This window comes from Pseudomonas putida (assembly GCF_002741075.1).
In the GTDB taxonomy this organism is placed as follows: domain Bacteria; phylum Pseudomonadota; class Gammaproteobacteria; order Pseudomonadales; family Pseudomonadaceae; genus Aquipseudomonas; species Aquipseudomonas putida_T.
The window spans coordinates 2,871,122-2,885,132 of record NZ_CP016634.1 but is presented as its reverse complement, the minus strand read 5'-3'; the positions used below and the strand labels follow the sequence as shown (position 1 = coordinate 2,885,132).

At 61.2% G+C, this 14,011-nt stretch carries 16 protein-coding genes; 9 read left to right on the top strand and 7 right to left on the bottom strand.

Features of this window, described 5'->3' with window-relative positions; all coding sequences use genetic code 11:
- Positions 1 to 4 precede the first annotated feature (4 nt).
- A complete protein-coding gene (locus IEC33019_RS13425; protein ID WP_070092325.1) occupies positions 5 to 1,351 on the top strand; it encodes a tryptophan--tRNA ligase in 1,347 nt (448 codons plus the stop codon).
- A gap of 217 nt (positions 1,352 to 1,568) precedes the next feature.
- On the top strand, positions 1,569 to 2,663 hold the full coding sequence (gene zapE, locus IEC33019_RS13420) for a cell division protein ZapE (RefSeq protein WP_070092326.1): 1,095 nt from the start codon (positions 1,569 to 1,571) through the stop codon (positions 2,661 to 2,663).
- A 149-nt stretch (positions 2,664 to 2,812) separates the two neighbouring features.
- Here the strand turns inward: zapE and IEC33019_RS13415 are convergent, their stop codons facing one another.
- Together IEC33019_RS13415 and IEC33019_RS13410 are read right to left on the bottom strand one after the other, a co-directional pair.
- Positions 2,813 to 3,709: a GlxA family transcriptional regulator gene (locus IEC33019_RS13415; RefSeq protein ID WP_167358094.1), complete on the bottom strand. Its 897-nt coding sequence runs from the start codon at positions 3,707 to 3,709 to the stop codon at positions 2,813 to 2,815.
- 279 nt (positions 3,710 to 3,988) lie between these two features.
- Positions 3,989 to 5,029: an NADP(H)-dependent aldo-keto reductase gene (locus IEC33019_RS13410; protein WP_070092327.1), complete on the bottom strand. Its 1,041-nt coding sequence runs from the start codon at positions 5,027 to 5,029 to the stop codon at positions 3,989 to 3,991.
- 255 nt (positions 5,030 to 5,284) lie between these two features.
- Between IEC33019_RS13410 and rplM the strand changes: the two genes are divergently transcribed.
- From rplM to IEC33019_RS13375, 7 genes are all read left to right on the top strand, one after another.
- Positions 5,285 to 5,713, top strand: coding sequence for a 50S ribosomal protein L13 (gene rplM / locus IEC33019_RS13405; protein WP_043207468.1), 429 nt, complete (start codon positions 5,285 to 5,287; stop codon positions 5,711 to 5,713).
- Between the two features lie 14 nt (positions 5,714 to 5,727).
- Positions 5,728 to 6,120, top strand: coding sequence for a 30S ribosomal protein S9 (gene rpsI, locus IEC33019_RS13400; protein WP_043207470.1), 393 nt, complete (start codon positions 5,728 to 5,730; stop codon positions 6,118 to 6,120).
- 267 nt (positions 6,121 to 6,387) lie between these two features.
- Entirely contained in the window at positions 6,388 to 6,981 is a 594-nt protein-coding gene (gene petA, locus IEC33019_RS13395; protein ID WP_070092328.1) for a ubiquinol-cytochrome c reductase iron-sulfur subunit, read from the top strand.
- Positions 6,981 to 8,192 (top strand): cytochrome b, encoded by a 1,212-nt coding sequence (locus IEC33019_RS13390; RefSeq protein WP_070092329.1) that lies wholly within the window; start codon positions 6,981 to 6,983, stop codon positions 8,190 to 8,192. Before petA ends, IEC33019_RS13390 begins: the two co-directional genes overlap by 1 nt.
- Positions 8,192 to 8,974, top strand: coding sequence for a cytochrome c1 (locus IEC33019_RS13385; protein WP_070092330.1), 783 nt, complete (start codon positions 8,192 to 8,194; stop codon positions 8,972 to 8,974). The genes IEC33019_RS13390 and IEC33019_RS13385 overlap by 1 nt, the downstream gene beginning before the upstream one ends.
- Positions 8,975 to 9,097: 123 nt before the next feature.
- Positions 9,098 to 9,721 (top strand): glutathione S-transferase N-terminal domain-containing protein, encoded by a 624-nt coding sequence (locus IEC33019_RS13380; RefSeq protein ID WP_070092331.1) that lies wholly within the window; start codon positions 9,098 to 9,100, stop codon positions 9,719 to 9,721.
- Positions 9,722 to 9,731: 10 nt separating this feature from the next.
- Positions 9,732 to 10,160: a ClpXP protease specificity-enhancing factor gene (locus IEC33019_RS13375; protein WP_070092332.1), complete on the top strand. Its 429-nt coding sequence runs from the start codon at positions 9,732 to 9,734 to the stop codon at positions 10,158 to 10,160.
- 53 nt (positions 10,161 to 10,213) lie between these two features.
- On the opposite strand, the gene IEC33019_RS13370 is transcribed toward IEC33019_RS13375, so the two are convergent.
- From IEC33019_RS13370 to IEC33019_RS13350, 5 genes are all read right to left on the bottom strand, one after another.
- Positions 10,214 to 10,432: a YgdI/YgdR family lipoprotein gene (locus tag IEC33019_RS13370; RefSeq protein ID WP_070092333.1), complete on the bottom strand. Its 219-nt coding sequence runs from the start codon at positions 10,430 to 10,432 to the stop codon at positions 10,214 to 10,216.
- Between the two features lie 125 nt (positions 10,433 to 10,557).
- Positions 10,558 to 11,136 (bottom strand): BON domain-containing protein, encoded by a 579-nt coding sequence (locus IEC33019_RS13365; protein ID WP_070092334.1) that lies wholly within the window; start codon positions 11,134 to 11,136, stop codon positions 10,558 to 10,560.
- Positions 11,133 to 11,726, bottom strand: coding sequence for a phosphoheptose isomerase (locus IEC33019_RS13360; protein WP_043207486.1), 594 nt, complete (start codon positions 11,724 to 11,726; stop codon positions 11,133 to 11,135). The genes IEC33019_RS13365 and IEC33019_RS13360 overlap by 4 nt, the downstream gene beginning before the upstream one ends.
- 88 nt (positions 11,727 to 11,814) lie before the next feature.
- Positions 11,815 to 12,186: a YraN family protein gene (locus IEC33019_RS13355; protein ID WP_070092335.1), complete on the bottom strand. Its 372-nt coding sequence runs from the start codon at positions 12,184 to 12,186 to the stop codon at positions 11,815 to 11,817.
- Positions 12,186 to 14,003 carry a penicillin-binding protein activator gene (locus tag IEC33019_RS13350; protein WP_070092336.1) on the bottom strand — a complete coding sequence of 606 codons (1,818 nt, stop codon included), beginning with the start codon at positions 14,001 to 14,003 and terminating at the stop codon, positions 12,186 to 12,188. The genes IEC33019_RS13355 and IEC33019_RS13350 overlap by 1 nt, the downstream gene beginning before the upstream one ends.
- Positions 14,004 to 14,011: the final 8 nt, after the last annotated feature.

Here is a 14,011-nt window from a genome sequence, read left to right as displayed (position 1 = left end):
ACCCATGACTACGCGCATTCTCACCGGTATCACCACCACCGGCACCCCGCACCTGGGCAACTACGCCGGCGCCATCCGCCCTGCGATCGTCGCCAGCCAGCAGCCCGGTGCCGACTCGTTCTACTTCCTGGCCGACTATCACGCCTTGATCAAATGCGACGATCCACAGCGCATCCAGCGTTCGCGCCTGGAGATCGCCGCCACCTGGCTGGCCGGTGGCCTGGATCCGGACAAGGTCACCTTCTATCGCCAGTCCGACATCCCTGAGATCCCTGAGCTGACCTGGCTTTTGACCTGCGTCGCCGCCAAGGGCCTGCTCAACCGCGCCCACGCCTACAAGGCCTCGGTGGACAAGAACGTCGAAGCCGGCGAAGACCCGGACGCCGGCGTCACCATGGGCCTGTTCAGCTATCCGGTGCTGATGGCCGCGGACATCCTGATGTTCAACGCCCACAAGGTGCCGGTCGGCCGTGACCAGATCCAGCACGTGGAGATGGCTCGCGACATCGGCCAGCGCTTCAACCACCTGTTCGGCCAGGGCAAGGACTTCTTCACCCTGCCGGAGGCGGTGATCGAGGAAACCGTGGCGACGCTGCCGGGTCTGGACGGTCGCAAGATGTCCAAGAGCTACGACAACACCATCCCGCTGTTCACCAGCGCCAAGGACATGAAAGACGCGATCTCGCGCATCGTCACCGACTCCCGCGCGCCGGGCGAGCCGAAAGATGCGGACAACTCGCACCTGTTCACCCTGTTCCAGGCCTTCGCCACGCCCGCGCAGTCGGCCGAATTCCGGGAAGAGCTGTTGCAGGGCCTGGGTTGGGGGGAGGCCAAGCAGCGTCTGTTCCAGTTGCTCGACGGCCAGTTGGCCGAAAAGCGTGAGCACTACCACCAATTGATTTCGCGCCCATCCGACCTGGAAGACATTCTCCTGGCGGGTGCCGCCAAGGCCCGCAAGATCGCCACGCCGTTCCTCGAGCAACTGCGCGAGGCGGTAGGCCTGCGTTCGTTCCGCACCAGCGTCCAGGCCAGCGCCGAAGTGAAGAAGAAAGCTGCCAAGACTGCGCGTTTCATTAGTTTCCGCGACGACGACGGCAGCTTCCGCTTCCGCCTGTTGGCCGCCGATGGCGAACAACTGCTGCTCTCGCGCAGCTTCGCCGACGGCAAGAGCGCAGGCGCCGTGAGCAAGCAGTTGCAGCAGGGGGGGGAGGCGGATGTGCGTGTCGAAGGCCTGGGCTTCTCGCTCTGGCTGAACGGCGAGCAGGTTGCCGATGGGCCGCAGTTCCAGACCGGCGAGGCCCGTGACGCGGCCATCGAGAGCCTGCGCGCAGCCTTGCAGCCTCAAGACTGATGCGAAGTGCGCCGGCTTCTCGCCGGCATTCGCGGGTGAATGTGCTGTACCTGTGAGAGCGGGTTCACCCGCGAAAGGGTCGGAACAGACAATCCGAATTGGGGCTTGCGTACCGATAGCGCACAGCCCAGCGGTGCAATGGCCGTATGTATGATTGCCATTAAGCGGGCCTGTCGCTACAGTGACGGCCCGTTTTTTGTTGCCTCGCTAACGAATCATGACGCCCCTCGAACGATATCAAGCAGATCTGAAACGTCCCGACTTCTTCCATGATGCGGCGCAGGAAACTGCGGTGCGTCACCTGCAGCGCCTGTACGACGACCTGCTGGCGGCGCAGAACAACAAGCCCGGCGTGTTCGGCAAGCTGTTCGGCAGGAAGGAGCAGGCACCGGTCAAGGGCTTGTATTTCTGGGGTGGCGTGGGTCGCGGCAAGACCTACCTGGTCGACACCTTCTTCGAGGCGCTGCCGTTCAAGCAGAAGATGCGCACGCACTTCCACCGCTTCATGAAGCGTGTGCACGAGGAGATGAAGACCCTCAAGGGTGAGAAGAACCCGCTCACTATCATCGCCAAGCGTTTTTCCGACGAAGCCAAGGTGATTTGCTTCGACGAATTCTTCGTCTCCGACATCACCGATGCGATGATCCTCGGCACCTTGATGGAAGAGCTGTTCAAGAATGGCGTGACCCTGGTGGCGACTTCGAACATTGTCCCCGACGGCCTGTACAAGGATGGCCTGCAGCGTGCGCGCTTCCTGCCGGCCATCGCGCTGATCAAACAGAACACCGAAGTGGTCAACGTCGACAGCGGGGTCGACTATCGCCTGCGTCACCTGGAGCAGGCCGAGCTGTATCACTTCCCGCTCGATGATGCCGCCCACGAGAGCCTGCGCCAGAGCTTCCGCGCCTTGACGCCCGAGTGCACCCAGGCTGTGGAAAACGACGTGCTGGTGATCGAGAACCGCGAAATCCAAGCGATCCGCACGTGCGATGACGTCGCCTGGTTCGACTTCCGCGCCTTGTGCGATGGCCCGCGCAGCCAGAACGATTACATCGAACTGGGCAAGATCTTCCATGCCGTGTTGCTGAGTAATGTCGAGCAGATGGGCGTGACCACAGATGACATCGCCCGACGCTTCATCAACATGGTCGACGAGTTCTACGACCGTAACGTCAAGCTGATCATCTCCGCCGAGGTCGAGCTCAAGGACCTGTATACCGGTGGCCGTCTGAGCTTCGAGTTCCAGCGCACGCTGAGCCGTTTGCTGGAGATGCAGTCCCACGAGTTCCTGGCGCGGGCGCACAAGCCCTAGGGTCTGTATCAAGGCTTTTCGTACAGAGCCTAACGTCGATTGGATCTTTGCTCCTCTTGGAGCAACTGTCTTTTCGCGGCGTTCTCTTCGCGGGTAAACCCGCTCCCACAAGGATCATCGCCGGTCCTGTGGGCGCGGGTTTCCTGTATTCAGGCTTCCTGCACGAACTGCTGTCGATACTGGTTCGGTGACAGTTCGGTGTGTTGGCGGAACAGCCGGGCAAAGAAGCTGGCGTCGTCGTAGCCCACTTCATAGCTGATGGTCTTGATGCTCTTGCGCGTGCTCGACAAGAGCCCCTTGGCGGTCTCGATGCGCAGGCGTTGCAGGTAGTGCAGGGGTTTGTCACCTGTCGCGCTCTGGAAACGGCGCATGAAGTTGCGGATGCTCATGCCGTGATTGCGCGCCACGTCTTCGAAGCGGAACTTGTCGGCGAAGTGCTCCTCCAGCCAGTGCTGGATCTGCAGGATGATCAGGTCCTGGTGCAGCTTCTGTCCGCCAAAGCCCATGCGCCCGGGAGTGTAGCTGCGCTGCACTTCGTAGAGGATGTCGCGGGCCACGGCACGGGCGACGTTGGGACCACAGAAACGCTCGATCAGATAGATGTACAGGTCGCACGCCGACGTGGTGCCGCCTGCGCAGTACAGGTTGTCGGCGTCAGTCAGGTGTTTGTCCTGGTTCAGTCGGACATTGGGGAAGCGCTCGGCGAAGCTGTTGAAGAACCGCCAGTAGGTGGTCGCCTCCTTGCCATCGAGCAGGCCTGCCTCGGCCAGCCAGAACACGCCGCTGGCCTCGCCGCACAGAACCGCACCGCGGGCATGTTGCTCGCGTAGCCAGGGCAGGACCTGGGGGTAGCGTTGTTGGAGGTTGTCGAAGTCTTCCCAGAACGCCGGGAGGATGATCACGTCGGCATCGACCAGACCGCTGTCGACCGGGACCTGAACATTGCTGAAACTGTCCACAGGCTTGCCGTCCGGGCTCACCAGGCAGATCTCGAACATCGGTTGCAGCCCCAGGCCCAATTGCTTGCTGTAGCGCAGGCTGGCCAGGTGGAAGAAATCCTTGGCTTGCATGAGGGTCGAAGCGAACACCTTGTCAATGGCCAGGATGCTGACGCGCCGCAACGACGCGGAGGGTTGGGTAAACATCATTGTCATTGTTCTTATAGGGTAGAGTGGTCAATCACCGGCTGGATCGTCTTATTTTTTGGTAGTTGTGTCTACCCCGCCAACGCCAGTTGGATCCACTTGTGAAAAGCCCACGTCCACAGAAAAGTACGCGACGCTGTGGAGGTGGGTTTGTCCGCCAGGGGATGTGCCGGACTGCGTTCAAGGCGCCGGGTTGGGCTGGTCCTGATGGATCGCCTCGATGGCTGCGAGCAACTCGTCGCTGAGGGTCAAGGCCTGGCTGTCCAGGTTGCTTTGCAATTGCTCCACGCTGGTGGCGCCCATGATGTTGCTGGTCACGAACGGCTGGCGGGTGACGAAGGCCAAGGCCATCTGCGCAGGGTCCAGGCCATGCTGGCGAGCCAGCTGCACGTAGCGGCTGCAGGCGGAAACCGTCTGCGGATTGGAGTAGCGGGAGAAGCGGCTGAACAGCGTCAGGCGTGCGTGCGCTGGCCGTGCGCCGTCCTCGTATTTGCCCGAGAGCATGCCGAAGGCCAGGGGAGAATAGGCCAGCAAACCGCACTGCTCACGGATCGCCACTTCCGCCAGGCCCACCTCGAAGCTGCGGTTGAGCAGGTTGTAGGGATTCTGGATCGACACGGCCCGCGGCCAGCCACGGGTCTCGGCCAGGTGCAGGAACTTCATGGTGCCCCATGGCGTTTCGTTGGACAGGCCGATATGGCGGATCTTGCCTGCGCGTACCTGCTCATCGAGCACCTCGAGGGTTTCTTCCAACGGCGTGAACAGATCATGGGGCAGGTGCTGGTAGCCCAGCTTGCCGAAGAAATTGGTACTGCGCTCGGGCCAGTGCAATTGGTAGAGGTCGATGCGGTCTGTGTGCAGGCGCCGCAGGCTGTCTTCCAGTGCGGCGACGATGTGCTGGCGGTTGTGCTTGAGCTGGCCGTCGCGGATGTGGCTGATGCCATTGCCAGGGCCTGCGACCTTGCTTGCCAGGATCCAGTCGTCGCGATCGCCATGGCGGCGGAACCAGTTGCCGATGATGCGCTCGGTGGCGGCGTAGGTTTCCGGGCGTGGCGGCACAGGATACATCTCTGCCGTGTCGATGAAGTTGACCCCGCTGGCCTTGGCCAGTGCGATCTGGGCGAAGGCCTGGGTCTCGTCATTCTGTTCGCCCCAGGTCATGGTGCCCAGGCACAGGGCGCTGACATCAAGGTCGGTTCGGCCGAGTTGGCGATATTGCATGGGCATCGTCTCCTGCAAATCGAACCATCAAATCAGGTTGAATTTTTTTCTGCAATCTGGATAATTCTGCCCCTCTCCGTGTGGCGGAAGTGATGCACCACCATGCAGGAGGAACCCTTGTCGAACATTGGACGCGCCGACCCGAGCCCCCAATAGCGTCCGTGTGCGGCTGCGCGCTTGCCCTTGGCAAGCTGTGCACTATCCAGTAAGATTCGCCGTCTATTTTTCGCTGGGCGGCCTCTGAGGCTTTAGAGAATGAAAACTTTTACTGCTAAACCGGAAACAGTAAAGCGCGACTGGTACGTAGTTGACGCCGCTGGTCAGACCCTGGGTCGTCTGGCTACCGAAATCGCTCGTCGTCTGCGTGGCAAGCACAAGCCAGAATACACCCCTCACGTTGACACCGGCGACTACATCGTCGTCATCAACGCCGAGCAGGTACGTGTTACTGGTGCCAAAACTTCGGACAAGATGTACTACTCCCACTCCGGTTTCCCAGGTGGCATCAAGGAAATCAGCTTCGAGAAGCTGATCGACAAAGCCCCTGAGCGTGTCATCGAGACCGCGGTCAAAGGCATGCTGCCGAAGAACCCGCTGGGTCGCGACATGTACCGCAAGCTGAAAGTGTACGCGGGTGCTGCTCACCCACACACTGCTCAGCAGCCTCAAGAACTGAAGATCTAACGGGATAGTTCATTATGTCGGCGACTCAAAATTACGGCACTGGCCGTCGCAAGACCGCAACCGCTCGCGTTTTCCTGCGTCCGGGCACTGGTAACATTTCCATCAACAACCGTTCTCTGGACGTGTTCTTCGGTCGCGAAACCGCTCGCATGGTTGTTCGCCAGCCGCTGGAGCTGACCGAGACCGTTGAGAAGTTCGACATCTACGTCACCGTTTCCGGTGGTGGTGTCAGCGGTCAAGCCGGTGCGATCCGTCACGGTATCACCCGTGCTCTGATGGACTACGACGAATCCCTGCGTGGCGCTCTGCGTCGTGCTGGCTACGTCACCCGCGATGCTCGTGAAGTCGAGCGTAAGAAAGTGGGTCTGCGTAAAGCGCGTAAGCGTCCTCAGTACTCCAAGCGTTAATACCGCTTCGGCAGTCGAAAAAAAGCCCGGTTCCGTTTATGGAACCGGGCTTTTTTTATGTCTTGAACTAACCTGTCAGCATGTCAGTGACAACTTGCCGCATAGACGCAGATCAAGCAAAGCGAGGGTTGCAGCCCGCCTGGGGGGTAATCACCTTGTCAGTGTGTGGACTTGTTCCTTACCATTGCGGCCAACTTTTAGTGCCACAGACACAACTAAGTAGATGCCTGATCCAACAGGCCAAAGCAGCTGATGGGAGAGGACTGAATGAGCAATGACGGCGTCAACGCAGGCCGGCGCCGCTTCCTCGTAGCCGCCACATCCGTGGTAGGCGCAGCGGGGGCAGTGGGGGCTGCGGTACCGTTCGTGGGGTCATGGTTCCCCAGTGCCAAGGCGAAAGCCGCCGGCGCACCGGTGAAGGTCAATATCGCCAAGGTCGAGCCAGGTCAGCAGATGGTGGCTGAGTGGCGAGGGCAACCTGTTTTCATCGTGCGACGAACTGAGGAAATTCTCGGCAATCTGAAGAAAATCACCGGAGATTTGTCCGATCCCGAATCCAAGGCTTCGGTGCAGCCGACCTACGTCGACCCGCAGAATCGCTCGATCAAGCCGGAGATCCTCGTCCTTGTTGGTCTGTGCACCCATTTGGGTTGTTCGCCGACCTTCCGTCCTGAGGTCGCGCCCGCTGACCTGGGGCCGAAATGGGTAGGCGGCTATTTCTGCCCTTGCCACGGTTCGCACTATGACCTGGCTGGTCGCGTCTACAAGTCGCAACCGGCACCTCTCAACCTGCCAGTGCCCCCGCACTCGTATGAGTCGGACGACATCATTGTCATCGGCATCGATCAGGAGAAGGCATGATGAGCAAGTTCATGGACTGGATTGATGCTCGCTTCCCCGCCACCAAGATGTGGGAAGACCACCTGAGCAAGTACTACGCGCCCAAGAACTTCAACTTCTTGTACTTCTTCGGCTCCCTGGCGCTGCTGGTGCTGGTCAACCAGATCGTCACCGGTGTGTGGTTGACCATGAGCTTCACACCCTCGGCGGAAGAGGCATTTGCCTCGGTCGAGTACATCATGCGTGACGTCGAATACGGCTGGATCTTGCGCTATCTGCACTCGACCGGTGCCTCGGCGTTCTTCATCGTGGTGTATCTGCACATGTTCCGCGGCCTGCTCTACGGCTCCTACCAGAAGCCGCGCGAGCTGGTCTGGCTGTTCGGCATGCTGATCTACCTGGCGCTGATGGCCGAGGCGTTCATGGGCTACCTGCTGCCATGGGGCCAGATGTCCTACTGGGGTGCCCAGGTGATCATCTCGCTGTTTGGCGCCATCCCGGTGATCGGCGGCGACCTGACCCAGTGGATCCGCGGCGACTACCTGATTTCGGGTATCACCCTGAACCGCTTCTTCGCCCTGCACGTGGTCGCTCTGCCGATCGTGATCCTGGGCCTGGTGGTGTTGCACATCCTGGCGCTGCACGAAGTGGGTTCGAACAACCCGGACGGCGTCGACATCAAGAAGAAAAAGGATGAAAACGGCATTCCGCTCGACGGCATTCCATTCCATCCGTACTACACCGTCAAGGATATCGTCGGTGTGGTGGTGTTCCTCTTCGTGTTCTGCGCGGTGGTGTTCTTCTTCCCGGAAATGGGTGGGTACTTCCTGGAAAAACCGAACTTCGAACAGGCGAACGCCTTCAAGACGCCTGAGCATATCGCGCCGGTCTGGTACTTCACGCCGTTCTACGCGATCTTGCGTGCGGTCCCTGACAAATTGTTCGGCGTGATCGCCATGGGGGCCGCAATCGCTGTGCTGTTCGTGTTGCCCTGGCTGGACCGCAGCCCTGTGCGCTCGATGCGCTACAAAGGCTGGTTGAGCAAAGTGTTCCTGGTGGTGTTCTGCATTGCCTTCGTGATTCTCGGTGTGCTGGGCGTACTGGCGCCTACGCCGGGTCGGACCTTGCTGTCGCAGGTCTGCACCGTGCTGTATTTCGCCTACTTCCTGCTGATGCCGTTCTACACAAGGCTTGAGAAGACCAAACCGGTTCCGGAAAGGGTGACTGGCTGATGAAAAAGCTAATTGCAGTACTGTTCCTGGCAATGATGCCCGCCTTGTCCTTCGCCGCCAGCGAGCACGGCCCGGTGCTGGACAAGGTCGATATCGACCTGACCGACAAGGCTGCCATGCAGGATGGCGCGCGTACCTTCGCCAACTATTGCATGGGGTGCCACAGCGCCAAGTTCCAGCGCTATGAGCGCGTGGCCGATGATCTGGGCATACCGCACGAGCTGATGCTCGAGAAACTGGTGTTCACCGGCGCCAAGATCGGCGATCACATGACGATCGGTATGCAGCCCAGCGATGCCAAGACCTGGTTCGGTGCGGCACCGCCCGACCTGACCCTGGTTGCGCGTGTTCGCGGTACCGACTGGCTGTACACCTACCTGCGCAGCTTCTATGAGGACAAGTCGCGTCCTTATGGGGTGAACAACAAGGTGTTCCCGAACGTCGGCATGCCCAACGTGCTGGTTGGTCTGCAGGGTAATCAGGTGATCGGCTGCAAGCAGGTGCAGATGGTGGTCGATGGCAAGAAGCAGTTCGACCCGCTGACCGGCAGTCCGTTGACCCATGAAGCCTGTGACCAGCTGACCATCGAGCCGAAATCCGGTACCCTGACGACCGAGCAGTTCGACGAGAAGGTCAAGAACCTGGTGACCTTCCTGGCCTATTCGGCCAACCCGGTCAAACTGGAAAGCCAGCGCATTGGTACCTATGTGTTGCTGTACCTGGCTTTCTTCTTCGTATTCGCTTATTTGCTCAAGCGCGAATACTGGAAGGACGTGCACTGATCACGCAGTAGTTTCTGGTAGTTGAACGCGCCCTGGAGCGCCCCATCGCTGAAGCGGTGGAGCTCTCCAGGGCGCGTTTGCATTTAGAGTTTCACAAAGCATCCCCATGCGAGGAGGCGCTACATGGGCGCAACCAACCGGTTAGCCTGCTATTCCGACCCCGCTGATCATTATTCTCACCGGGTACGCCTTGTTCTCGCCGAGAAGGGCATCACCGTGCAGATCGTCGATGTCGATCCTGCACGCCTGCCGCCCAAGCTGGTCGAAGTGAACCCTTATGCCAGCGTGCCGACCTTGGTCGACCGCGATCTGGCGCTGTACGAATCGACCGTGGTAATGGAGTACCTTGAGGAGCGTTACCCGCACCCGCCGCTGATGCCGGTCTATCCGGTGGCGCGCGGCAACAGCCGTCTGCTGATGCATCGCATCCAGCGCGACTGGTGCGCACTGGCCGACACCATCCTCGATGCCCGCAGCACGGAGGCGGCGCGCGTTGAGGCACGCAAGGCATTGCGCGAGAGCCTGACTGGCGTATCTCCGTTGTTCGGAGAGTTCCCTTGCTTCATGAGTGAGGAGCAAAGCCTGGTCGATTGTTGTCTATTGCCCATATTGTGGCGATTGCCGCTATTGGGTATCGAATTGCCGCGGCAGGCCAAGCCGCTGTTGGATTACATGGAGCGACAGTTTGCCCGCGAGCCTTTCCAGGCGAGCCTGTCCGCTGCAGAACGTGAAATGCGCAAGCTTTAAGGAGCCGTTGATGAACTCCAGTCGCCCCTATCTGGTTCGAGCGCTGTACGAGTGGATCGTCGACAACGATTGCACCCCCCACATGCTGGTCAATGCTGAGTTTCCAGCGGTCCAGGTTCCCCAGGGATTTGCCAGCGATGGCCAGATCGTCCTGAACATTTCCCCCAATGCCGTGCGTAACCTGCACATGGACAACGAGGCGGTCAGTTTCGAAGGTCGCTTCAGTGGCGTGGCGCATTCGTTGTTTGTGCCGGTCGGTGCAATCCTGGGCATCTATGCCCGAGAGAACGGTCAGGGCATGGTCTTCGAGCTGGAGCCGCCGTTGGACAGCGACGAGCTGGACGACGACGATGTCGAGCCGGATGACGATGGTCCGCCCGAGGGAGGTGGCCAGCCACCACGCCCCAGTGGTCGACCCAGCCTCAAGGTGGTCAAGTAACAAAAAAGGCGATCCAGATGGATCGCCTTTTTTATTGGCTTCGGGTCTTGGGCTTACAGATCCTGAATGCTGCGAACCTGGTCCTTGTTGACACGGGTGCGTTTGCCGTCCAGTTGCTCGAACTCGTAGAAGCCAGCGTCGCTGTCATACTTCGGTGTGTCGACGGTCTGGATTTCACGGCCATCGTTGAGGGTGATCTGGCTTGGGGTCGAGCAGCCGGCCAGGGCGGCGAATGCGCCGATCGCGAGGACGGACAGCAGGGACTTCTTCATGGGTACTTCCTGAGGATAACGAAGGGTGGAACGGATCTTGGGGCGGGGTTTGCCGCTCCCACAGGGTCGTGTGTGATCCCTGCAGGAGCGGGCTTGTATTGCGGTCAGGCGTTACGCTGTTTGCGTCAGTCGATGTATTCGAACAACTTGACGATCTTCTGCACACCCGAGACGCCCTGCACCACGTTGGTGGCGGCGTTGGCCTCGCCCTGGGTCACAAGGCCAAGCAGGTAGACGATGCCGTTCTCGGTGATCACCTTGATGCGGGTGCTGGGCACGCTGGCATCGCCCAGCATTTGAGCCTTGATCTTGGTGGTCAGCCAGGCGTCGTTGTTACGGGCGAGGATCGAGGACGGCTGCATGACCTGCAGCTCGTTATGGACCTTCTTGACCCGCTGTACCTGGCTGGCGGTTTGCTCGGCCAGGCTCTTGAGATCGGCGCGTGGGGTCTGGCCGGCCAGCAGGACTACGCCGTTGTAACTGCTGACGACAATGTGAGAGCCCTTGTCCAGGTCGGCGTTGGCCTTGGCGATGTTGACCGAAACCTTGGTCTCGATCAGCGAGTCGTCGATCTTGCTACCGATGGTGCGGGTGCCGCGATCGTCCTCGATGGGCGAGTTGCGGGTGGAGGTCAGTACCGAGCTGCAGCCAGAGATACTCAGGCACAGGGTCAGGGCCATCAGGCCGAGGCGCTTAGGGATCATTCTTCACTCCCGAACAGTTGGCTGTCGATCAGGTCGCACAGGCAATGGATCGCCAGCAGGTGGACTTCCTGGATTCGCGCGGTGACGTTCGACGGCACACGGATCTCCACATCTTCAGGCAGCAGCAGCGAGGCCATGCCTCCGCCGTCGCGCCCGGTCAATGCCACGACGATCATTTCACGGTCGTGCGCGGCCTGGATCGCTTGTATCACGTTGGCGGAATTGCCGCTGGTAGAGATCGCCAGCAACACATCCCCGGGCTGGCCCAGGGCGCGGATCTGCTTGGAGAAGACTTCGTTGTAGCTGTAGTCGTTGGCGATCGAGGTGAGGGTCGAGCTGTCGGTGGTCAGGGCGATGGCTGGCAGGCTCGGGCGTTCACGCTCGAAACGATTGAGCAGCTCCGAGGAAAAATGCTGGGCATCGCCGGCCGAGCCGCCGTTGCCGCACGCGAGCATCTTGCCCTCGTTGAGCAGCGCATTGACCATGACCAGGCTGGCCTGCTCGATGTGGGGTGCCAGGATGTCCATCGCCTGTTGCTTGGTATCGATGCTGGCCTGAAACAGCCGGCGAATTCGGGATTGCATGTCCATCTGGTGTGACCTTAAGAGGGGCGGTGGCCGGCGCGACGCGCGACAGGGACCAGCCCGCGAAACATAGAGCTAAAAAATCGGAATGGGTTCAGCATTCGAAGGCGTTTTTCAGCCATTGCAGCGGTTGGCCCGCATGGTGGCTGCCCTGCAGGGCGACAACGTCGAAGCGGCAGGGCTGATCGGCCCAGCGTGGCTCCTTCTGCAGGAACAGGTTGGCGGCGAGCGCCAGTCGCTTCTGCTTGCGCATGTCGATGCTGCCGACGGCTCCGCCGAAGGCCGCGTGCAACCGGTAGCGGACTTCGACGAATACTACTGTATCGGCGTCGAGCATGACCAGATCGAGCTCACCACCCTTGCATCGCCAGTTGCGCGCCAGCAACTGCAGACCCTGCCCTCGAAGGAACGCGAGGGCATGGTTTTCCGCAGCTTGGCCAGCGCTGGCGGGCGATGCGTCGGGCATTAGCGAGGGGTGTCCGGCAGGCGCTTGACCTGGCCGCCCGAGAACTCGGCCCAGGGCAGTTGGCGTTCGACGCGCTGGCTGGGGTTCATGGTCAGGCTGCCGGAAAGGCCTTCGACACGGTTGTCGGGCAAGGCTTTGAGCTGGTTCAGGCGCGGCGCCAGGCTGTAGGCGTCGACACCCATCGCGTACAGGCGGCCGAGGCTGCCTGCGGCCTGAGGCCACTGCTGGACCACCTGCTGGCGCAGGCTGTTGGTGGAGTCGAGCAGCCATGGGGTTTCGCAGAAGCGAATGCCATTCATGTCGTTGTACTGGTTCACGTCACCGCTGGCGCTGTACAGGTTCGAGGTGGCATAGACCGGAACGTCGCCGGCGTACTGGAAATTCAGGGTTGGCTTGATCTGCTGGGCCTGCTGCGGGGTCGAGGCGAGGAAGATGAAGTCGATGTCCTGGCGACGCGAAGGCTGTGCGGCGATGGTGCCACCTACCGTGCTTTGCAGGCTCTTGGCGCGACCTTCGCTCTGGCGCAGTTGGAACAGTTCCGCGATCTGCTGGGCAAGCGCGACCGGCTGGGCGATGCGTTCGGCAGCCAGCAGGGTGCCGCCATGGCTTTCCCAGTCTTGGCGGAAGGCGGCCAGCACGCGGTCACCCCATTCGCCACTCGGTACCAGTGCTACGGCGCGAACCATGCCGTCGGCGCGTGCGCGGCGTGAGACTTCGCGGGCTTCGTCCTCGGCCGCAAGGCCGAACTGGAACAGCTGTGGTGGCGCTTTCTGGCCAGCGTCGGCGTAGTTCAAGGCGAGGGTGGTGATCGGCAGTTGCGGATAGGCCGCGAGCTTTTTCACCAGGGGTTTTTCCAGCGGGCCTACGACCAGTTGCACGCCGGCAGCCTGGGCCTGGCGATAGAAGTCATCGAGCGAGGTCAGGCGCGAGCTGTCGAAGACCTGTACGGCCGGGGCGGGCTGGCCGGATTGCTGGGCTTGGAAGTGGGCAGCCATGAAGCCATCACGCAGGGCGCGGGCAACGCCGGCCAGCGGGCCTTCCTGAGGCAGCAGCAGAGCGATCTTGGTGAGCGGTTGGCTGGCCAGTTCCTTGAGTTTGACCAAGGCCAGCGGCAGTTGCTTGGCGGCCGGGTGATCCGGGTGCTGGTCGCGCCAGGTGTCGATGGCGGCCTGTTGTTGCTCCAGGGTGCCGGCGCGCTTGACGGCTAGCGCCAGGCTGGTCCAGCCGGCGAGGATTTCATTGTTGGTGGGCTGTTGCAGCTGTTCGGCCGGCAGCGAGGCGACGAGGGCCCAGATGGCGTCGTCGTTCGCGGCGGCGGCCTTGTCGCTGAGCAGCGGGGCAAGCAGTACGCGCTGCTGGGCGGCGGCCAGGGTCTGGCCATCGGCCTCCAGGGCGGCGGCGTGAACGCTGTAGGTACGTGCCTGCTGGTCCTTCGGCAGTTCGTCCAGGCGTTGCAGGCTCGGGTGAGCGAGGGCACTCAGGGCCGCTTTGGGCTGGTTGCGGCTCATGGCGAGTTCGGCGGCCAGGGTGCTGGCGAACACTTGTTGGGCCGGCTTGAGCGAGTCCATCGGGACCTGCTCGAGAATGCGTGCGGCGCGTGGGTAGTCCTTCTGCTTGTAGGCCAGGTCGGCGGCGCTCAGGCGCAGCAGTGCGGCATCTTCCGCGGACTTGCTGGTGGCTGCCTTGTCGAGCAGTTGCTCGATGCTGGCATCCGGGGTGCGTGGCAGTTCGCCCAGGCTGGATGAGGGCGAGCTGGCGCAAGCTGCCAGCAGGGCAGCGAAGCAGAGGGCTGTGAACAGCCGCAGGCAAGCGATCATGTAAAGGT